The organism is Pedobacter rhizosphaerae (assembly GCF_900111155.1).
Lineage (GTDB): Bacteria > Bacteroidota > Bacteroidia > Sphingobacteriales > Sphingobacteriaceae > Pedobacter > Pedobacter rhizosphaerae.
Genome location: NZ_FOGG01000009.1, coordinates 156,738 through 178,123, shown reverse-complemented (window position 1 = coordinate 178,123; position 21,386 = coordinate 156,738). Strand labels below are relative to the sequence as shown.

Below are 21,386 nucleotides of genomic sequence, written 5' to 3'. Positions count from 1 at the left end.
AATTAAATGCATACAACAGAAGAATTACAGCAGATTTTAGATACAGCAATTCAAAATTTAAAATTTCCAGATCAGCCTAAACAGCTCTATGAACCCATCAGCTATATTATCAATCTTGGCGGGAAGAGAGTTAGACCTTTACTGGTTTTATTGGGCACTGAGCTTTTCGGCGGAAATGCCCGGGAATCAATCCATGCTGCTATGGCGATAGAGGTCTTCCATAATTTCACCTTGGTACACGACGATATTATGGATAATGCACCACTTCGAAGAGGGAAAGCCACTGTACATGAGAAATGGAGCACCAATACCGCCATTCTGAGTGGTGATGTAATGATGGTGGAAGCCAACAAGAATCTGGCGAAAGTAAATCCTGTTTTCTTAAAAGACGTTTTGGATACTTTCAATGAGACTGCTCAGGGAGTTTGCGAAGGACAACAATTGGATATGGAGTTTGAATCACGTAACGATGTAAGCATTGACGAATACATCAATATGATTCGCTTAAAAACTGCTGTATTATTAGGTGGCGCACTTAAATTGGGTGCAATCATTGCTAATTCTGATAAAAAGGATGCTGATTTGCTCTACCAATTTGGAGAAAATATTGGGATTGCCTTTCAATTGCAAGATGATATTTTAGATGTTTATGCCGACCCGGAGAAATTCGGTAAGCAAGTGGGTGGCGATATTATTGCCAACAAAAAAACATTCTTACTGCTAGAGGCTTTAACCTTAGCGCAAGGTGAAAACAAGGCAACTTTAGAAGAATGGCTAAACAAAAAGAACTTTGATCCACAAGAAAAGGTAGCTGCTATAAAGCAAGTATATAGCAATCTCAATATTCAGGACATTGCAAGAAATAGTATGGATGCATATCTGCAAAAAGCATTGACTGTTTTTGAACAGATACAAGTGGATGATTCCGCTAAAGAGAATTTACTCGAGCTAACCAATTTGTTGATGGCCAGGGAGTATTAGCTTGTACTCCCGTTAAATAACCCCGGTTGTAGCGTCTCCAATGCTGTTAAATTAAGGAGAAAACTAAAATGTATTGTCATCCTGAGCCTGTCGAAGGGCAATTCATTTTAGTTTTCTCCTTATTAAGAAGGTCTTCGACTACTTGTCCCGATTTCACATCGGGAAGCTCAGACTGACACCATTTTGCTTAACTTAATAGCATTGGTAGCGTCTCGCTACGACCTTAAAACACATCATCTTATGCGCCCCTAACACGCCTTCTTATACAATAAAATATTCTTTCCGTGATTTCGGTGCTTCCGTGGCAAAAACCCAATCCTGGCTATAGCGCCTCGCTATCTTTGTGTGCTCTGTGCCTTCCACTTTGTGAGCTTTGCGGTTAAATACCCAACCCTAGCTGTGGCGCTTCGCTACGACCTTAACATACACCATCTTGTGCGCGCCTTAACGCACCTTATTACACGATTAGAATATTCCTTCCGTAATTTCGGTGCTTCCGTGGCAAAAAACCAATGCTGGCTATAGCGCCTCGCTATCTTTGTGTGCTCTGTGCCTTCCACTTTATGAGCTTTGCGGTTTAACAACCAAACTCTGGTTGTAGCGTCTCGCTAGGACCTCAATATCCATCTCCCACCATAAATCAGATCAAAAAAAATGCCCTTCGAAATTAATCAAAGGGCATTTTCTGTATGATGAGATACTTGATTATTCTGCAGTTGCAGCTTCTTCAGTAGCTTCGTCTTTTTTAGCAGCTTTTTTAGCAGGTGCTTTTTTAGCTGGAGCTTCTTCAGCAACAACTTCTTTTTTAGCAGCTGGTGCTTTAGCAACTTTCTCTACAACCTCTGCTTTTGCAACAGCTGGAAGTACAGAAACATATGATTTGTTATCAGCTTTCTTTTTGAAAACAACTGTACCATCAATTAAAGCAAATAAAGTGTGGTCTTTTCCTAAACCAACGTTTTTATCTGGATGGTGTTTAGTTCCGCGTTGACGTACTAAGATGTTTCCAGCGATAGCTTCCTGACCACCGAAAATTTTAATACCCAAACGCTTACTGTGCGATTCACGTCCGTTCTTCGAACTACCGGCTCCTTTTTTGTGTGCCATGTTTTTATCTTTTGTAACCTACCCAAAGGCAGATTATGGGGTTAACAATTAATTATAAAGTGATATCTGAGATCTGGATCTTAGTAAAAGACTGACGGTGACCGTTTTTCTTTTTATAACCTTTTCTACGTTTCTTGTGGAAAATAATTACTTTATCACCTTTTAAATGAGACACGATCTTAGCCGAAACTTTAGCGCCTTTAACTGCAGGAGCACCTACAGAGATTTTACCACCGTTATCAACCAACAATACATTGTCAAATTCAATACTAGCGCCTTCATCTCCCTGTAATCTGTGTACAAAAAGGTGCTGGTCTTTAGCAACTTTAAATTGCTGCCCTGCTATATTTACTATTGCGTACATTGTTTAAATATTTATTTTTTTTAACTTTTTATTTAACGAGGTGCAAATATAGAACAAAAACAATTAAGACACAAACACCTGAGTAAAATTATTTTTTGGAACTAGTATCAAGTATTGAGATTCAAGTATCAAGTATCAAGACCAGGCAAGGAGCAAAGAGCAAAGAACAATGACGACCGCCTTACCTTCCCTTAACTCCTTAATGTTTCAAAAACGGTATCGAGATTCAAGTATCGAGTATTTAGTATCAAGTATCAAGACTTGGATTAGGCTTATTTCCCCGACCTCTTCTCCGCCTGATTCAATGTTTCTTCAATCACCTTTCTCATCTGCATAGCCGCATCCAACAGCTTCGGATTCCCATCAAAATCACCATAAATAACCACATGCTTAGATTTTTCCTTGTAATTAAAAGTAATATCATAACGTGGAATACTCATCGATTTCGCACTCTTTACCCCTATGGTATCTGGGAAATTCCATAAACCAATTTCATTGGCCTTGCTGTGCAGGTATAGAATATCATCATTCTTTAAGAAAACTTTTTTGCTGATTAATGAATCACGGCTATTCACATACTGGTATTTTCCATCTACAGAATTATATTCATTTTCAAGTGTATCCTTTACCCCCCACTTATATTGCATCGACACAAAATCTGCCTTTCTAAATGGCGCATTCTTTAGTATTGGCCTATAATATATCACACAATAAATGATAAAAGGAACTACTATTGTTAATGCTAAAAAAATCTTTTTTCCTCTACTTGACACTTTTCTATTTAATTAATGAATGAATGATAAAATTATAGCATGGGTGAATGAAATCCAACACTAATGACTAATGATAACGAAGCTATGACTTAAGAGTCCTTAAGTTCCCCTTCCCACTTACTTACAACCGCTGTTGCAATGCTGTTACCAACTACGTTAGTAGCCGAACGTCCCATATCCAATAAAGGATCAATACCTATCAACAGCGCTAATCCAGCTTCCGGGATATTGAAACTCGCAATTGTTCCTGCAATAACTACTAAAGATGCCCTTGGTACACCTGCAATCCCTTTACTGGTTAACATCAGAATAAGTAACATGGAAATCTGCTGTTCAAACCCTAAATGTATTCCATAAGCTTGTGCAATAAACAAAGAAGCAAAGGTCATATACATCATAGAACCATCCAAATTAAAAGAATAGCCCAAAGGAAGAACGAAACTTACAATCTTATCTTTACAGCCAAAACGCTCCAGTAAAAGCATTGTTTTAGGATAAGCAGCCTCGCTACTTGCCGTACTGAAAGCCAAAACTGCAGGTTCCTTCATATCATTCACCAATCTGAAAACACGTTTCTTCAGTACGAGGAAACCTAAAAAGATCAATATGCTCCAAAGGATCGCGAGGCCGAGATAAAACTCTCCGATAAATATGGCATAGGTATTAAGCACATTTAAACCCTGTTTAGCTACAATAGCTGTCATAGCGCCAAATACTGCTAAAGGAGCAAAATTCATCACATACCCCGTCATTTTTAAAATAACATGTGCAATCGCATCAAAAGCTTTAATAACGATTTCGCCAACCGGGCCAATGGCTGCAGTAGCAACCCCAAAGAACAATGAGAATACTACAATCTGCAAAATTTCATTGGTAGCCATAGATTCGGCAATACTCTTTGGAAAAACATGCGTGATAAAATCTTTAACACTCATGGCCGCTTTCTGAATTCCTGTATTAACCAGCTGATCTGGCAATGGCAATTTCATATGCACCCCAGGCTTAAACCAGTTAACGAGAATTAATCCCAATACTAAAGACATAAGCGACATGGCCAAAAACCAGCCTAATGTTTTCATACCGATCCTGCCTACAGCTTTAATGTCTCCTACTTTAGCTACCCCCACAACTAATGTGGTAAAAACCAATGGAGCAACAATCATTTTAATCAATCGCAGAAAAATATCACTCAAGAGCGTAAAATACTCTAATTTCTTCTCCCTGATTTCTTCATTCTCCTTTTTGATTTTGGCGTTTTCTTTTTTCTCAGCCTTTAATTGGGTAAAGACTGCGCTAGTAGTATCTCCAAGCTTGGCAATACTCACTTCAACACTTTTAACTTTAGCATCTGCGTTGAGTATTTTTTGGTTGTAAACATCAATAGAATTGACATTTAAAATATACCCCAAACCAATACCTGCAACCAGCGCAATAAAAATAAAGAGCGTAAGTTTGTTTTTCTTCATGAATAAAAAAGTTTCTGGCTTTGTTAATTTGGTAAAACTACGATATTTACGGCGTGTAACAAATTTTGATTTTAAGCACTGTTAAAAAACGACCTTATTTTTATTTTTTTGTAACAAACTATTTAATCTCTCATCTAAAAAGCAATTATTAACCCCATAAATGGAACAAAAAGACAAGTTATTTAAGCAGATCTTCGATTCAAATTCCAAAAAAATATTCCATTTATGTTATGGTTATACTGGCGATACTGATGCAGCAAACGATCTTTTGCAAGAAACTTTTTTAAAAGTCTGGCAAAATCTCGATAAGTTCCGAAACAAATCGCTTATCTCTACCTGGATTTATAGAATTGCGGTAAACACGTGTTTAACCTACTTAAGATCAGAAAAAAGACAGGCTAAAGACGAATTAACCGACAATATTATTGAGAATAAAATAGAAGAATTTTCTGAAAAGAATGAACAGGTTGCATTACTTTATAAATGTATATCAAAACTGGAAGAAAACGACCGTTTGATCATCACCATGGTATTAGATGAATTACCCTACCATGAAATAGCAGATATATCAGGAATTAGCGAAGGAAATTTAAGAGTGAAAATCCACAGAATTAAACAAAAATTAACAGAACTATATAACCAATATGCAAGCGTTTGATCAAATACAGGAGTTGTGGCAGAAGCACGAGGTAGAAGTAAAAGTTTCTGCTGATGAAATGTTGCAACAGGTAAAAAAAGAAGTCGGTGGCTTGAAGCTAAAATCGGCCCTAAACATTATTGCAATGCTAGCCTCATTCCTATCCATTGCAGCACTTTGGATTTTCTTCCACTTCGAATCTTGGACTACCCATGTGGGGATAAGCATTACCATCATTGCTATTGGCGTATATACTTTAATTCTTTACCGCGACCATAGATTGATCACTAAAAGTGATTTTACAGCACATCCGCATGAATACCTTAATAATCTAAAAACCTACCAGCTTAACCGTTATAAACTATACAACTCGCTTTATTGGTTTTATGCCATAGCCCTATCTCTCGGTATAGTTTTCTATTTCGTCGAAATCTTATCGTTCTTTAGTACCGTTCAAAAAATATTGGCCGTAGGACTTACTTTCTTATGGATCTTATTCTGTTCTACTGTTTTAAGAAAAGCCGTAATCAAACGTGAAAAGGAAAGAATAGCCTTATTAATAGAAAAATTTGAACGCCTGAGCGAACAGATTTCAATGCCGGACTAATTTTAGGCACGATTTTTTCATTGCTTGAAAAACACATGAAAAAAATTGCCTGTCTATTATTTGCATTAACTGCATTGCCGTTTTTATCCTTTAAACAGGATTTCAGCAAACCGGTGCAGCTCGATTGGGATACCCATTTTAAAGGAAATCCTGATAACAATTCTCCATTCTATGCCTTAACAGCCATGACCTGGCGTTACAGCTATAATTCTACTGTTTACCGCAACCGGGTAGAAATTAAGCTCAACAATCAGGTTTCCATTGATAAGAATCGATCGTGGGTAAAGTGGGATAAAATTAAAAACCCGGAAGTGAGGGCAAGCTTGCTTCACCATGAACAGGGCCACGTGAACATTCAATACATATTGCTTTTAGAAGCAGACAGGGTGCTAAAAAACAGAACCTATTCGGTAAAAAACTATAAAGCACAAATTTCTCAGTTGGCTAATGAGATCAGCAACTTTTTTGACACGATGCAACGTAACTATGATGAAGAGACCGAGCATGGCAGCAATCATAAAATGCAGGCCAGATGGGATGAAATCATTGAAGATAAGATGAACGAATCATTAGAAGCCTTAAACACCGGGAAATAGCCTTGGAAGAAAAATAAGCAAGGCTACAATTACCGCGGCAACTGCCGCAATTAGAACCGCCCCTGCCGCGATATCTTTAACAATCTTAATCTTTGGATGATGGACTGGAGAAACCACGTCTGATAGCGTTTCCAAGGCAGTATTAATCATTTCTGTTACCCAAACCAGTGCTACAGCAAATAGGATTGCCATCCACTCCAAATGGCTAATGTTATAATAAAAGGATATAGCTATCACCAATACAGCTGCCAACAAGTGGATGCGAGCATTGTGGCCCTCCACAAAGAATAGCCTTATACCGCTAAAGGCATATTTAAAGCTTTTAAGCCGATCTGTAACCGAAAACTTCTGATCTCTTCTATCCATCTTGTCGCTTGCTTATTCCGGTTAATAATATTTATTATTCAGGTTTAACCTCAGTGGTAGAAAAGCTATTTCCACTTAGTCTATACTGATAGGTTTTAGTAATGGTTTTGGTCGAATCCTGCTCATCTTTTGCCGGGAAGGAGCGAAATAAATCTCCGTTTTTAATAAAAAACTTATCATTTCCCTGGTATCCTTTTTTCTGATTTGAAGTTAAGGAAGGAAAGCTAATCTTATTAAAGCTACCACCAGCGTACTCGTAAACATTTAAATCCGAAACATTTTTCTTGCTCAATAATTGAATATAGAACTCAGGATTACCATCGTTATCCAAATCCATATTCCAGGCATCGGTCATTATCCCATTTCGCTCTGCAGATTCAGAACGGTAGTTATTCCTGGTAGAATCCGACATCAGGATCTGGTATCCTCCAATAGAATCTACCCCCTTACCCCAGCTTAAAATTTCAAAGCTAAGCCCGGGTTTAATCTCAATGCTTCGATAAAAAGGAAAAGGATTTTTCTGAACTTTAACAACCTCTGGCTGCAAGGTTTGTGGCTTCTCTTCTGTACAGGCAAAACAAAACAGCACCCCAGTCATTAACATGAGGTGCTGCATAGTATATCGTTTTAATTTCATTTGTTGGGGACATTTGGTTCCACCAAAATAAGAAATTTAGCTTTTTATCCAAAGGGATTATTTTTTAGCTTCTGCTTTAACTTCAGGTGCGCCATTATTTAAAATTGTTTCGGTAATAACACTTCTTCTTCCGCTAGGAGCAACCACAATTGTTCTTAAAACTCTTTTCTCTCCTTGTGGTACAGTTACCTTAATTGGCGCAGTGTACAAAAATGCATTTTCAGATGGACGAGATCCGTCAAGAGAATAGTAAATTTTACCACCAACCACAGGAACCTTCAATTCTAACGTGAAATCTCCACCAGTTAAAGGTTTTTCACTTTGACCAATTGGCGTAGGTACCCAGAAATTAAGTCCTTTTTTATCCAAACGGGCCAAATGTACCGGAAGTCTGTCTTCCTGGAAGTTTTTCAGGTCTTTTTTAGCTACTGGTGTCCACGCAATTTCAGATAATGCCAATAAACGTGGGAAAGCATGATTTTCAACTTTTGCCGTTGTTTTTACATATTCCGTCCAAAGGTTTGCTTGCACACCAATAACATGTTTACCTTGCTCTGCGGTTAATTCTTTCGGTACCGGATCGTAAGCATAGATTTTCTGGTATGGAGCTAAACCACCAATGGTTACCGGCTCATCAGGAGAGTTAGATTGTTTATGGTCAATATACAAGCCCATAGAACCAGGAGTCATAATCACATCATGATTTTCTTTAGCCGCAGCAATACCTCCTGCTTCACCTCTCCAGCTCATTACTGTTGCATTAGGCGCTAAACCACCTTCTAGAATCTCATCCCAGCCGATAATAGAACGGCCTTTACCGTTTAAGTATTTCTCTATTCTGTGGATGAAATAACTTTGCAATTCATGCTCATCCTTCAGCCCCTTTTCCTTCATTAGGTTTTGGCAAAAAGGCGATTCTTTCCAGTAAGTTTTCGGTGCTTCATCTCCACCAATGTGGATATATTTTGAAGGGAAAATAGCGACTACCTCGTCCAAAACATCTTGTAAGAAAGTGAAGGTATTTTCTGAAGGCACAAAGATATCGTCGAAAACGCCCCAGGTTTGTTGTACTTGCTTTCCTTTTCTGCTTCCTGCCCATGGTGTGTTATTGGCTACGAATGTATCGCGATCAGGAAAACAACTCAATTCAGGGTAAGAAGCAATAGCTGCCGAAGCGTGACCAGGCAATTCTATCTCCGGAATAACCGTGATGTATTTTTCTGCTGCATATCTAACAATCTCCTTTGCTTCCTCTTGTGTATAGAATCCTTTCACCGGGGTTTGGTCATTGCCTTCTCCTGGATGATGAGCGATAATTGTTCCATTACGGGATGAACCAATTGTTGTCAACTTTGGATATTTCTTAATCTCTAATCTCCAGCCCTGATCTTCTGTTAAGTGCCAGTGAAAGGTATTAATTTTGTAATAGGCCAATTGATCAATATATTTCTTGATAAAAGAAATCGGAAAGAAATGTCTGCCTACGTCCAACATCGTTCCGCGGTATTTAAAGCGTGGATAATCATTGATAAGTACCGCAGGAATAGCAATTTTGTCGCCGGTTTTCTCTGGAATCATCTGCATGGCAGATTCTACAGCATAAAAAAGACCTGCTCCTTTACCCGTTAAAACAATCTGATTAGGTGTTACTTTAATGGTGTACCCTTCTGCAGGTAATTTATCGGCTCCAACCGAGGTTAAGACAATTGTCTTTTGGTTAGTACCAGCAGTTTTTGATTCTCTTAGTGCGAAACCTGCTTTATTTACAATAAATGCATTCAAAAGGTCGCCCATTTTTGCGTCATCGGCATCCTGGTGTACCAATACAACTGTTTTGTCTAAAAGGAAGGTCCCCGCATTTTTAGTAACTGAAACCGGTGCAGGGATTATCCCCAGGTTGGGATCACGCTGTGCAAATGCGCTGGAGCTGATTAATACACCAATAAAAATCGATAATGCTTTGTTCATTTGTGTTGAAGTTTAAGGTTAAATTTTGTTTTAGTATGACCAAGATAGAGATTGTTAAAAGATTCTATGCCCCACATTTTTGTTACAATTAAAATCAAACGTTTGCCTAGATGTCAAAAGCGCATAAAAAGAGAAAGGCTCCAAGATTTTCATCAGAGGAGCCTTTATTGTAGTCAATTTAATAAAGCATTAAGCTTCAACCGGATGCTCTTTGGCAGCCAAATATCTTTCGGCATCTAATGCAGCCATACAGCCAGATCCAGCGGCAGTAACTGCCTGACGATAGTACATATCCTGAACATCACCACAGGCAAAAACACCTTCTATATTGGTTAAGGTAGAACCAGGCTTAGTTAATAAATAACCCGTTTCATCCATTTCTAACTGTCCTTTAAAAATATCTGTATTTGGTTTGTGACCAATAGCTACGAAAAATCCTTCAACAGGAATTTCTGAAGTGATATTGCTCTTATTGTTAATCACCTTTACTGCAGTTACATTTTTTCCATTACCTAAAATCTCCTGAGTTTCGGTATTGTAATGTACTTCGATGTTTGGAGTAGCTAAAACACGGGCAACCATTGCTTTCGAAGCTCTGAATTCATCCCTGCGAACCAATAAATGTACTTTATTACAAAGTTTTGCCAAATAAGTTGCTTCTTCAGCAGCTGTATCTCCAGCGCCAACAATGGCTACGTCTTGTCCCTTAAAGAAAAAACCATCACATACAGCACATGCTGATACACCAAAACCATTATATTGTTGCTCACTAGGTAAGCCTAACCATTTTGCTGTAGCGCCCGTAGCAATAATCACGGTATCAGCAGTAATCGTTTTAATTTCATCTACAACCACTTTGTGGGGTGCTGAAGAGAAATCCACTGAACTTACATAACCAAAACGGATATCGGTACCAAAACGCTCTGCTTGCTTACGGAAATCTTCCATCATCTCCGGGCCCATAATGCCTTGAGGATAACCTGGGAAATTTTCTACATCTGTTGTTTGTGTAAGCTGACCACCTGCCTGCATACCAGTATACATTATCGGTTTTAAATCAGCTCTTGCAGCATAAATGGCCGCAGTATAACCTGCAGGACCAGAACCTATAATTAAACACTCTACGTGTTCGTTTTCTTGTGACATTATATTTGTGTGTTTGAGTTTGATAATTTTAATTGCAGAGCAAATTTAAGAGATTAATTATTGGTGTACAAGCCTGCATTGTCAACATAGTTTACTTATTAACATCAGACCATTATCATCGCGTTACAGTCCTTAGGTTTGAATTATCCCGACATTAAACTTCCTGGTAATTGGAGATTGATTTGCGGCCTCAATTCCCATAGAAATCACCTTTCTCGTTTCTGTGGGATCAATGATACCATCTACCCAAAGCCTGGACGCTGCATAGTAAGGTGTAGTCTGTGAATCGTAACGATCGGTAATTTCTTTCAATAAGGCAGCCTCCTTCTCTGCTGTAATTTCCTCTCCCCTGGCCTTTAAAGCTGATTCCTGGATTTGCAACAACGTTTTTGCAGCTTGTGCCCCTCCCATTACAGCTATTTTAGCTGTTGGCCAGGCATAAATTAAGCGGGGATCGTAAGCTTTTCCACACATCGCATAATTACCTGCCCCATAAGAATTGCCAATAACGATAGTAAACTTGGGTACTACAGAATTCGCCACCGCATTCACCATTTTAGCACCATCTTTTATAATACCCCCATGTTCAGAGCGACTACCCACCATAAATCCAGTTACATCCTGAAGAAAAACCAACGGAATTTTTTTCTGATTACAGTTCATGATAAAACGACTGGCTTTATCTGCGCTATCTGAATAAATCACGCCACCAAACTGCATCTCGCCTTTTTTCGACTTCACCACTTTACGTTGATTGGCCACGATACCTACCGCCCAACCATCTATCCTACCCAAACCACATACAACACTTTGTCCATATCCCTTTTTATATTCTTCAAAATCTGCATTATCGATCAAACGGTTAATAATATCCATCATCTCGTAAGGCTTTTCTCTGTTATCAGGTAGTATTCCATAAATTTCTTCTACACTGAATTTCGGGGCAACAGGTTTAACCCGATCAAAACCTGCATTTTCCGGCCTGCCGAGTTTACTCATGATATTTCGGATACTTTCCAAACATGCCTCATCGTTAGGATGCTTGTAATCTGTTACGCCAGAAATTTCACAATGTGTAGTGGCCCCGCCCAATGTCTCGTTATCCACATCCTCACCTATAGCCGATTTAACCAAATAAGATCCCGCTAAAAAAACCGAGCCTGTACCCTCCACAATCATAGCTTCATCGCTCATAATGGGCAAATAAGCTCCACCTGCTACGCAAGCGCCCATAATAGCCGCAATTTGAACCATGCCTTCTGAAGACATAATGGCATTGTTACGGAACATGCGACCAAAATGTTCCTTATCAGGGAATATTTCATCCTGCATGGGTAAGTACACGCCTGCACTATCTACCAAATAAATTACCGGCAAACGGTTTTCCATCGCTATTTCTTGTGCGCGCAAGTTCTTTTTGGCCGTCATCGGAAACCAGGCTCCTGCCTTAACCGTCGCATCATTGGCAACAATCATACATTGCCTGCCACTCACATAACCGATTCCACAGATTACGCCAGCAGAGGGACAACCACCTTGCTCCGCATACATCCCATCGGCAGCAAAGGCTCCAATTTCTAAAAAAGCCGAGTCTTTATCTATAAGGTACTTTATCCGCTCACGAGCCAATAATTTTCCTTTCTCCTTTTGCTTGGCGGCATTCTTTTCCCCTCCGCCCTGATATATTTTCTTGAGTTTAGTACGCAGCTCATAAACCAGCTGCTTGTTAACATCCTCATTTTTATTGAATTCGATATTCATCCAGGCAATTTAAATTTATTTTTGCAAAAACAAACCCGACCAAAATGGTTTCTGGTCTACTGAGATCCATAGAATCTTCTTGAAACTTTGCAACTTGGTGGTAAAACTATTAATCTGAGGTGGTAGCGAGACGCTACAACCAGATTTGGGTGTAAGGCGTAATAATCTTAACCATATAAGCCATAGAAGAAAAATAAGATTCAATTTTAACCGCAAAGTGCGCAAAGTTTTACGCAAAGAGATTAACCACAGAGAGAAAGAGGAATTACACGGAGTACACAAAGATAGCTTCGCTATTGGTGCGTGCACAAAGCAATGAACATGTAGTCCCCTTCTCCGTGCATTCCGTGTTTCCGTGGCTAAAAAACGTAAAGCATTGAGAAAGTATCGAGATTCCAACTCCCTTACTTTTTTCAAGGAGGGGGTGCGGGTGACTGTGTGGTGGCGGGGGTGGTTATTATAATGAACTTACATGCCTTAAATGGTAAAAAAGTATCGAACTATATAAGAAAAATAAGTTTTGATCCCACTAACCGCAAAGCGCGCAAGGTTTTACGCAAAGAGATTAACCACAGAGAGAAAGAGGAATTACACGGACTACACAGAGATAGCCAACTAGCATCAGCTGTATTAAAATCATTTTCTATCCGATTATCCAATTAAAATAATATTTTTGAGTAAATACGAAACATGGAGCTAACCGTAAATATTCCTGCACTACTATTCCCGGCCATTAGCTTAATTATGCTGGCTTATACCAATCGTTTCCTGGCGCTGGCAAGTTTAGTAAGAAGTTTAAAAGCCAAGTATGAAGATGGCGATAAAAATTCGGGGCTTCAGAAGCAAATTAAGAATTTACGGTATCGCCTGCGGCTGATTAAAAATATGCAGGCGTACGGCGTATTGAGTTTTGCCAGTTGCTTATTTTGCATGTTTTTTATCTATTTGGAAAAGCCAATTGTAGCCGAAATACTTTTTGCATTGAGTTTGGTATTCTTTATGATTTCACTCATCATCTCGTTAATCGAAATCCAAATCAGCACAAAAGCATTAGAGTTAGAACTGAGTACATTAGAAGATCTGGAAGACCCCTCACTCAGTGGTTTTATTAAAAAGAAATTTAAAAAAGACTAAATAGAGCAGGCATAAATGCAAAAGTGCCGAAAAGATGATCCTTTCAGCACTTTTACAATAACAATTATCGATGAATTAGCTAATAAAGTGATATAAGAATACAACTTCACCGCTAAAAGCTGGTTTCTTTTGTCCTTCTATCTCCATTTCAATAGCCATATTTACTTTAGTTACGCCACGCAGATTGATAATTGAGGCAAGTTTAGCTTTTAATCTCACTTGGCTATTTACGGTAACGGGCTGTGCAAATCTTAAATTTTCAATTCCATAATTGATCTCCATTTTAAGATTCTTAATTTCTACGATCTCTTTCCACAAATAAGGAATTAACGACAAGGTAAGATAACCATGCGCTATGGTAGCGCCAAATGGCCCCTCATTTTTAGCCCTTTCCTCATCAACATGTATCCACTGGTGATCTAAAGTTGCATTGGCAAAATTGTTGATCTGATCCTGTGTTATGGTATGCCATGAAGATACGCCTAATTCTTTGCCTAGATGTTGCTCAAACTCTGCGTGATTAGTAATGATTTGCATGATTTTTTATGAAATTATGTTAGTGTAAAAATGCTAAATAGCCCTTAATAATCATCGAAGTTAATATTTTAAATAGCTTTTACTAAATTTTAATTTTGCACAAAGCTGTTACAAAAAAATAAAAGGACGACATCACATCGCCCCTTTGAACCAAATATAAGAGAGAATTTTTCTATTATTTTGCTAATAATCTAATGGATTAATCAGCTTAGAATGAATAACGGAAGGTAGCACCATATGTTCGTGGATCGCCAAGCACACCAGCGTATAAACCAGAGTTACCTGCTGCTGCCTGTAATTGCTCATAATAATTTCTGTTACCAATATTTCTGCTCCAAACAAAAATGGATACCTTATCTGATTTAAAGCCTAATCTGGCATTTACCAAACCATAACCTTGCACATTTAATACGCTCGAAGGTGTTGGGTTTGAAGAGTAAGTAGAACGGTAACTCGCATCGGTCGCAACAAAATATCTTCCAGTTCTTGTAGCTAAATTCCCTGGAACACTAAATTCTGCACCTCCAGATACATTCCATTTAGAAATACCAGGCAACCTGCCTCCCGATGCATCTTTAAATGCTACCTGAGTGGCAACACCATTAACCAACTCGGTGTGTCCAGTTTCTTCTAACGGTAATGGCGCATTAGTGAAGGTAACATATTTACCATCCAGGTAAGCTACTGCAGCGTTTAAGGTTAAAAATCTTTCCAATTGATAGGTTCCGTCAATTTCCAAACCTTTTACATTTACTTTTTCTGCATTGGAAAGATAACCTCTGTTCACACCCAATTGTGGCGACTGTACATTGGTTTGATAATCTTTAATATCCGTATTGAAAGCTGTTACGTTTAACAAAGCACCTTTAATTGGACGGGTTTTAAGACCTAATTCGTAGTGCTGCACATATTCAGGCTTTACTACTGCCAAAGATAAGTCTGCCGCTCCTGTTGAGGTAGTTGGTAATCCGCCTACGTTAACCCCTACTGGTTTGTATGCAGTAGAAAATGTACCGTAAATATTCAGATTAATGTTAGGTCTGTAAGAAACCGTTAAGTTACCTGAAAGATTATTGTTTTCTGTGCTGGTAACGAATTGTTGATTGGCATAAACAGCTGCTTTAAGGGCTAATAATGCTGCATCAGTAGTTTGTAAACCACCATAAGTATTCCGGTTGTAATCCACATCTTTTTTATCATAAGTAAACCTTAATCCAGGTAAAACGTGGAAGTTAGTTAAAAATTCCCAGTCAACCTGAGCAAATACCGCTGTACTTAAAGATTTAATGGTAGAGTTGGTTTTAATACCGAAGCCATCTAATAACCCCGGAGTAGAATACAGTGCCTGCGAACCGGTATTAGCAGTTTGTACAAATCTCCATTGATCTTTGCCCACTTCTTCTGTTTGATCAAGTCCTTTCAAATTCTGGCTAAGGGCAAATACACCAATCACACCACTTAATTTATCAGTGATATTTCCGGCATACCTGATTTCTTGCGAATATTGATCATGACGCGAGTTACCCTGGGATTTTGTTAAGGCCGCTAACTCTGAAAAATCACGATCGTTGGTAGGATCCCAGTTCCAGAATCTCCAGGCTGTAGTAGAGGTTAGTGTTCCGTTACCAATTTTGTAATCTACGTTTAAAGAGATACCGCCAATAGATTGATTATGTCTCCAGGGCGTATTGGTGTTGATTTCTCTCGAAAAAGGATCAATTTTAGGCTGTTGATAACCTAAATCTGAAACAATCCGGGCATACTGGCGGTAAGCACTTCTTTCTGTTGTAGTAACACCTGCAATAACTAATGGATATCCGGCAGGGTGCTGAATACTCACATCACCACTCAATAATATTTTTAACTTGTCTGAAGGAGTATAATATAACTGACTCTTAAAACCTAAATTGTTTTGTCCGCTATATCTGCGCTCTTCTCTGGTATTCCAGATCGTACCATCGCGCTGAGTACCTGAAATGGAGATTTTCGCTGCTAAATTTTTGGCTACTCCTCCCGATACCGATGTTTTGGCCTGGATAAAATTATAGTTACCAACGCTAACCTCTACTTTTGCACTTGGCGTTTGAGTAGGTTTTGTGGTGGTAATGTTAAATGCACCTGCGGTTGTATTTTTACCGAACAAAGTTCCCTGAGGACCGCGAATTACTTCGATCTGTTCAATATCAAGAAAATCGGTAGAAGTTGCAGCCGGACGAGCATGATAAACACCATCTACATAGAAGCCTACTCCCGGATCAATACCATCATTGGTTAAGCCAAATGTAGAACCCAAACCTCTAATATTAAGAGTTGTATTCCTGGCATTCGATGCGTATAACTGCACGGATGGAACCAATTCTTTTAAACGATTAACATTAAAAGCTCCAGAGTTCTCTGCTGCCTGACCTCCGATAACGGTGATAGGAATAGGCACATCTTGTAATACTTCAGAACGTCTTCTTGAGGTTACTACAATTTCATCCAGTAATGCATCCTCCACCAATACTATGTCGATAGGTGTTTCCTGAAGTTTTAATATTTGAAAATCTTGTGGTTTATAGCCGATTGAGCTTACTTGAATATAGAAAGGTGGTGTTTGTTTTGTTGCAATAGTAAAGGCTCCATTATCGTCTGCAATTACTTTCTCGTTGGTGCCCCTCACCTTTACCGTTGCCCGTGGAAGCGTGATGCCGTTATTTCCTTTTACAATTCCTTTTATAGTGTTTTGAGCAAAAACAAAGCTCGTAGTTATGAGTAGCGAAAATAAAATGAGTATACTTTTCTTCATGATTTGTTTAGTGTATTTGGTTTAGACAGTTAGTTATTACCTCGTTCGAAAGGGTTTTAATTGGGCGTTTCGACAGCAACAACAACATTTTCTTAAGCTTTGGTTAAATGACTTCATGGTAATTATATTAAATCTATGGATTTAGTCGACAAATATATTAAAAAAAAGCAACTGCCAAATTTTATTTCGCTATTTTATTTTATAGAGATCATCACGTAAATCATATCACCACTTTTGGCCAGGTCCGGCCCCGCTATTCATTACTAATCCCCGTTAATCAGTCAGGAGCCTGGAGTCCTGAAGTCCGGAGTTTTACCAAAGCGCCTGCTTACTTTAATTGAGATGGGAGGAACAAGGTTTGGAATGTAAGGGCTGCTGCCTTAAAAACCTTACTTGAAATTAGTCCGGACTCTCCTGCGACAACCTGTGGGTTATCCATTACTATAGGGTTTAGGATGGCAAGGAAATACGCTATAGAATACTGTAAATAGTTGCATTAAATTAGCCATATAAACCTGATTGAAGCGGGCACGCAGTAAAGCGGAGCAGGAACAAACCTTATTTAGGTGCTTCTGAACTGGCTTTTCAAACTAACCAGGCATTCAGGATATTCGATGATATAAAAAAACGGGGCTATCGTTACCGATGCCCCGCCCTATTTTACTTTCAGCCAAATCCCTTAAGCTTTCAGCTTTATTCTTTTGGCTTTCCCACTTCTATCTTGTATAATTTGGTGCTTCTTTAGTAATCGTGATATCATGTGGATGACTCTCACGCATACCCGCAGCCGTAATTTGAACAAATTGAGCTTCTTGTAATGCCTCAATACTTGCTGCACCACAATATCCCATACTGGCACGTAAACCACCAATATATTGATACATTACCTCTGCTAAGGTACCTTTAAACGGAACACGACCAACAATTCCTTCAGGAACCAATTTTTTAATATCGTCTTCTACATCCTGGAAATAACGGTCTTTAGAACCTTGCTCCATGGCCTCAATTGAGCCCATTCCACGATAAGATTTAAATTTACGTCCTTCATAAATGATGGTTTCACCTGGAGACTCTTCCACTCCGGCAAATAATGAACCCGCCATTACAGTACTTGCACCAGATGCAATTGCCTTTGCAATATCACCTGTATGTTTTATACCACCATCGGCAATTACCGGAACACCAGTACCTTTCAAAGCCTTAGCACACTCGTAAACAGCATATAATTGCGGAACACCAACTCCGGCGATAATTCTGGTGGTACAAATTGAACCCGGACCAATACCTACTTTAACCGCGTCAGCTCCCGCATCAGCTAAAAATTTAGCAGCAGCACCTGTTGCAATATTACCAACAATCACTTGTAGATCAGGATACTTAGCTTTAACTTCTTTCAATTTATCAACAACTCCTTTAGAGTGACCATGAGCAGTATCGATAGTGATCACGTCTACACCGGCATGAACCAATGCATCAACACGTTGAAGTGTATCGGCTGTTACACCAACCGCAGCACCAACACGTAAACGGCCACGCTCATCTTTACAAGCCGCAGGATAATTTTTAACTTTTGAAATATCTTTAAATGTAATTAAACCACTCAGGTATCCATCTTTACTAACTACTGGAAGTTTCTCAATTTTATAGTTTTGAAGAATTTCTTCTGCCTGTACCAGGTTTGTACCCTCAGGTGCAGTAATCAGATTTTCCTTAGTCATTACCTCTGCAATGGGGCGAGACATATTTTTTTGAAAACGTAAATCGCGATTAGTAATAATACCTACTAATTTATTGTCGCTGCTTACCACCGGAATACCTCCGATTTTATGTTCCTTCATAATTTTGAAAGCATCGGCAACAACGGCAGTTTCTAAAAGGGTAACAGGGTCTTGGATCATTCCACTTTCTGATCGTTTAACTTTGCGAACTTCATTCGCTTGTCTTTCAATCGTCATGTTTTTATGTAACATACCAATACCACCATTTTGCGCTATGGCAATAGCAAGCTCGGCTTCTGTTACAGTATCCATTGCAGCAGAAATCAATGGAACATTAAGTTTAATTTTTTTAGTTAAAAAAGTGGATGTATTTACTTCACGGGGTAAAATTTCCGAATATGCGGGTACTAAAAGTACGTCATCGTAAGTTAAACCTGTGGCAATAAATTTTGTGGAATCGAGTTGCATAGCAAATAAATTAGGATTTATTATTTGCCGGACAAAGATACAAAAGATTAGGGAATTTTAAAACACGAATTAACTTCTTACATCTAAATGAAAATTGGATTACTTTGATAAAGTTAAGTATGAAAGGTTTTGTGTTACCAGGGCCAAATAAAATATCAGAATAAACTGTAGTAAATTCTTCAATACTAAGCTCCGAATCTTGTTATCTGTTCCCTAATCAATGCTTGTTTAGATTTTTTTATACTTAAGCTTTATTTGCCTGGCGTTAGTCATTGATCTTTGCTCCTTGTTCTTTGCTGTTTGCTCTTTTTGGACAGTCTTACATCTTGATACTTACATCTTGATACTCAATACTTGATTCTTGATACTTGATACTTGATACCGAATATAAAATTCCTATTACACAAAACAAATACCCGCACAAATACGCATATTTACTTGAACTAAACAGCAAAAACCCGCAATGAGAAGAACGGCCATCCTTGCCCTACTTATTTTTTTAAGCTTAGGCACTTTCGCACAAACTTTTAAATACGCCTTTGTAACCGATACTCACGTAGGTTCGGGTACGGGAGAAGAAGATTTACGCCGAACAGTGGCAGATATCAATGAGCAGCAAAACCTCGATTTTATTGTCATTACTGGCGATATTACCGAAATGGGTACCAATGACGAATTGAAATTGGCTAAAAGCATATTAGCAGAGCTCAGGAAGCCCTATTACATCATCCCCGGTAACCATGACACAGGCTGGTCCGAATCTGGTGGGGTAAATTTTATTAAGGAGTTTGGTAACGATAAGTTTGTATTTGACCATAAGGGCTACCGGTTCATCGCTTGCGCTTCTGGGCCATATGTACGCATGAGCGATGGTCATATCCCCAGAGATGCCACTGTTTGGTTAGAAAAAACATTAAAAAGCACACCAAAAAACAAACCCATTGTATTTTTAAATCACTATCCCCTAGACAATAGTTTAGATAACTGGTACGAAGCAACAGACCGGCTTAAAAAATACAATATCCAGTATGCCTTATGTGGACATGGGCACAATAACCATGCGTATAATTTCGAAGGCATAGAAGCCACCATGGGTCGTTCTAACTTAAGGGCAAAAGATAGTATTGGCGGTTACAACATCGTAACCATGACTAAAGATTCGGTCTTTTTTGCCACTAAAAAACCTACCCAGGAACTGTTACCTGTATGGCGAAAAATAGTACTGCATCCATTCACTAATGATATAACAAAAAAATATACGCGCCCCGTGTTCACAATCAACACCCAATATCCAAATGTAAAACCCGTTTGGACTTATCACTCCGGTGCCAATGTTGTAAATACTCCTGCTTATGCAGAAAATATAGTTGTTTTTGGCAACAGCCTGGGGTTAATCGAAGCCCTTAACGCTAAAACAGGTAAAAAGAGCTGGACTTTTCAAACCCAGGGCGCTATTTACTCCTCTCCCATCATTACTCAAAAACAAGTTATTGTAGGCTCGGGAGATGGTAATATCTATTCACTAAACCTGTTAAATGGAAAAGTGATCTGGAAATCTAAAACCAATAATGCAGTACTTGGATCTCCCGTGATAGATGGTAACCTGGTATTGATTGGCGGTAGCGACCATACCTTTAGGGCATTAGACATTCAATCGGGTAAAACAATCTGGGAATTTAATGAAGTTGAGGGCTCCATTGTAGATAAACCGCTAATTTACCAGGGCAAGGTTATTTTTGGCTCTTGGGGAAGACATTTATATGCGCTGGATCTCCATTCGGGAAAACTATTATGGAAATGGAACAACGGTCATGGAAACAGAATGTTCTCTCCGGCCATGTGTACGCCTGTAGCCACTAAAGGAATTGTTTACATTTCAGCACCTGACCGATATCTAACAGCCATCGACGCGAATAATGGCAATACCTTGTGGCGAAACAAGGAAGCAACGGTTAGAGAGTCTATCGGACTATCGGCAGATAGCTTAACAGTTTATGGCAAAACGATGCAAGACGAAATTGTTGGATACAAAACACAAGCTACAGATCCGGGAGTTGCCTGGCGACTGAATGTAGGTTTCGGATATGAACACATTCCATCCATGCTGATTGAAAAAGAGGGGCAGGTTTTCTTCGGGACCAAAAATGGAACAGTTTACGCCATCGATCCCTTAAATCAAAAAACAATTTGGGGGCATAAAGTAGATAATTCTATGGTAAACACGGTAAATGTTATTGACGGTAAAAACCTTTTAATGAGCACTATGGATGGAAAAGTAAGCTGGCTAAAGGTTAACTAACAATGCTTTAGCGCAAATAAAAATATTTTTTAG

At 38.8% G+C, this 21,386-nt stretch carries 18 protein-coding genes; 6 read left to right on the top strand and 12 right to left on the bottom strand.

Translation table 11 applies throughout. The annotated features are described in order from the left end of the window. Nucleotides 1-6: 6 nt before the first annotated feature. Nucleotides 7-981, top strand: a complete 975-nt coding sequence (locus BMX11_RS09845; protein WP_090883851.1) for a polyprenyl synthetase family protein — start codon at nucleotides 7-9, stop codon at nucleotides 979-981. Between the two features lie 705 nt (nucleotides 982-1,686). Here the strand turns inward: BMX11_RS09845 and rpmA are convergent. From rpmA to BMX11_RS09825, 4 genes are all read right to left on the bottom strand, one after another. Continuing rightward, nucleotides 1,687-2,088 carry a 50S ribosomal protein L27 gene (gene rpmA / locus BMX11_RS09840; protein WP_090883850.1) on the bottom strand — a complete coding sequence of 134 codons (402 nt, stop codon included), beginning with the start codon at nucleotides 2,086-2,088 and terminating at the stop codon, nucleotides 1,687-1,689. Nucleotides 2,089-2,140: 52 nt separating this feature from the next. Then, complete coding sequence (rplU, locus tag BMX11_RS09835) at nucleotides 2,141-2,452, bottom strand: 50S ribosomal protein L21 (RefSeq protein ID WP_090883849.1); 312 nt, start codon at nucleotides 2,450-2,452, stop codon at nucleotides 2,141-2,143. Nucleotides 2,453-2,724: 272 nt separating this feature from the next. Then, nucleotides 2,725-3,159 carry a hypothetical protein gene (locus tag BMX11_RS09830; RefSeq protein WP_245738628.1) on the bottom strand — a complete coding sequence of 145 codons (435 nt, stop codon included), beginning with the start codon at nucleotides 3,157-3,159 and terminating at the stop codon, nucleotides 2,725-2,727. 155 nt (nucleotides 3,160-3,314) lie between these two features. After that, nucleotides 3,315-4,691 (bottom strand): dicarboxylate/amino acid:cation symporter, encoded by a 1,377-nt coding sequence (locus tag BMX11_RS09825; protein WP_090883847.1) that lies wholly within the window; start codon nucleotides 4,689-4,691, stop codon nucleotides 3,315-3,317. Between the two features lie 160 nt (nucleotides 4,692-4,851). Between BMX11_RS09825 and BMX11_RS09820 the strand changes: the two genes are divergently transcribed. The 3 genes from BMX11_RS09820 to BMX11_RS09810 are packed head-to-tail and all read left to right on the top strand — an operon-like array spanning nucleotide 4,852 to nucleotide 6,531. After that, nucleotides 4,852-5,349 carry an RNA polymerase sigma factor gene (locus tag BMX11_RS09820; RefSeq protein ID WP_090883846.1) on the top strand — a complete coding sequence of 166 codons (498 nt, stop codon included), beginning with the start codon at nucleotides 4,852-4,854 and terminating at the stop codon, nucleotides 5,347-5,349. Beyond that, the gene (locus tag BMX11_RS09815; RefSeq protein WP_090883845.1) at nucleotides 5,336-5,935 is read left to right on the top strand and encodes a hypothetical protein; all 600 of its coding nucleotides are present in this window, start codon (nucleotides 5,336-5,338) and stop codon (nucleotides 5,933-5,935) included. Before BMX11_RS09820 ends, BMX11_RS09815 begins: the two co-directional genes overlap by 14 nt. A gap of 35 nt (nucleotides 5,936-5,970) precedes the next feature. Beyond that, on the top strand, nucleotides 5,971-6,531 hold the full coding sequence (locus BMX11_RS09810; protein ID WP_090883844.1) for a DUF922 domain-containing protein: 561 nt from the start codon (nucleotides 5,971-5,973) through the stop codon (nucleotides 6,529-6,531). Here BMX11_RS09810 and BMX11_RS09805 read toward each other — a convergent pair. The 5 genes from BMX11_RS09805 to BMX11_RS09785 all read right to left on the bottom strand — a co-directional run bounded on the left by BMX11_RS09805 (nucleotide 6,514) and on the right by BMX11_RS09785 (nucleotide 12,409). Continuing rightward, on the bottom strand, nucleotides 6,514-6,897 hold the full coding sequence (locus BMX11_RS09805; RefSeq protein ID WP_090883843.1) for a diacylglycerol kinase family protein: 384 nt from the start codon (nucleotides 6,895-6,897) through the stop codon (nucleotides 6,514-6,516). The two genes, BMX11_RS09810 and BMX11_RS09805, sit on opposite strands and share 18 nt — an antisense overlap. A gap of 34 nt (nucleotides 6,898-6,931) precedes the next feature. Continuing rightward, entirely contained in the window at nucleotides 6,932-7,534 is a 603-nt protein-coding gene (locus BMX11_RS09800; protein ID WP_090883842.1) for a hypothetical protein, read from the bottom strand. 57 nt (nucleotides 7,535-7,591) lie between these two features. Continuing rightward, nucleotides 7,592-9,502, bottom strand: a complete 1,911-nt coding sequence (locus BMX11_RS09795; protein ID WP_090883841.1) for a beta-N-acetylhexosaminidase — start codon at nucleotides 9,500-9,502, stop codon at nucleotides 7,592-7,594. A 189-nt stretch (nucleotides 9,503-9,691) separates the two neighbouring features. Next, a complete protein-coding gene (gene trxB / locus BMX11_RS09790) occupies nucleotides 9,692-10,648 on the bottom strand; it encodes a thioredoxin-disulfide reductase (protein WP_090883840.1) in 957 nt (318 codons plus the stop codon). 132 nt (nucleotides 10,649-10,780) lie between these two features. Next, on the bottom strand, nucleotides 10,781-12,409 hold the full coding sequence (locus BMX11_RS09785; RefSeq protein ID WP_090883839.1) for an acyl-CoA carboxylase subunit beta: 1,629 nt from the start codon (nucleotides 12,407-12,409) through the stop codon (nucleotides 10,781-10,783). A gap of 690 nt (nucleotides 12,410-13,099) precedes the next feature. Here BMX11_RS09785 and BMX11_RS09780 point away from each other — a divergent pair. After that, entirely contained in the window at nucleotides 13,100-13,543 is a 444-nt protein-coding gene (locus tag BMX11_RS09780; RefSeq protein WP_090883838.1) for a DUF2721 domain-containing protein, read from the top strand. A 75-nt stretch (nucleotides 13,544-13,618) separates the two neighbouring features. Here the strand turns inward: BMX11_RS09780 and BMX11_RS09775 are convergent, their stop codons facing one another. From BMX11_RS09775 to guaB, 3 genes are all read right to left on the bottom strand, one after another. After that, nucleotides 13,619-14,080, bottom strand: coding sequence for a MaoC family dehydratase (locus BMX11_RS09775; RefSeq protein WP_175474521.1), 462 nt, complete (start codon nucleotides 14,078-14,080; stop codon nucleotides 13,619-13,621). Between the two features lie 208 nt (nucleotides 14,081-14,288). Next, entirely contained in the window at nucleotides 14,289-16,868 is a 2,580-nt protein-coding gene (locus tag BMX11_RS09770) for a TonB-dependent receptor (protein WP_090883836.1), read from the bottom strand. 716 nt (nucleotides 16,869-17,584) lie between these two features. Further along, complete coding sequence (guaB, locus tag BMX11_RS09765; RefSeq protein WP_090883835.1) at nucleotides 17,585-19,054, bottom strand: IMP dehydrogenase; 1,470 nt, start codon at nucleotides 19,052-19,054, stop codon at nucleotides 17,585-17,587. A 463-nt stretch (nucleotides 19,055-19,517) separates the two neighbouring features. Between guaB and BMX11_RS09760 the strand changes: the two genes are divergently transcribed. Next, the gene (locus BMX11_RS09760) at nucleotides 19,518-21,353 is read left to right on the top strand and encodes an outer membrane protein assembly factor BamB family protein (protein ID WP_090883834.1); all 1,836 of its coding nucleotides are present in this window, start codon (nucleotides 19,518-19,520) and stop codon (nucleotides 21,351-21,353) included. Nucleotides 21,354-21,386 lie beyond the last annotated feature (33 nt).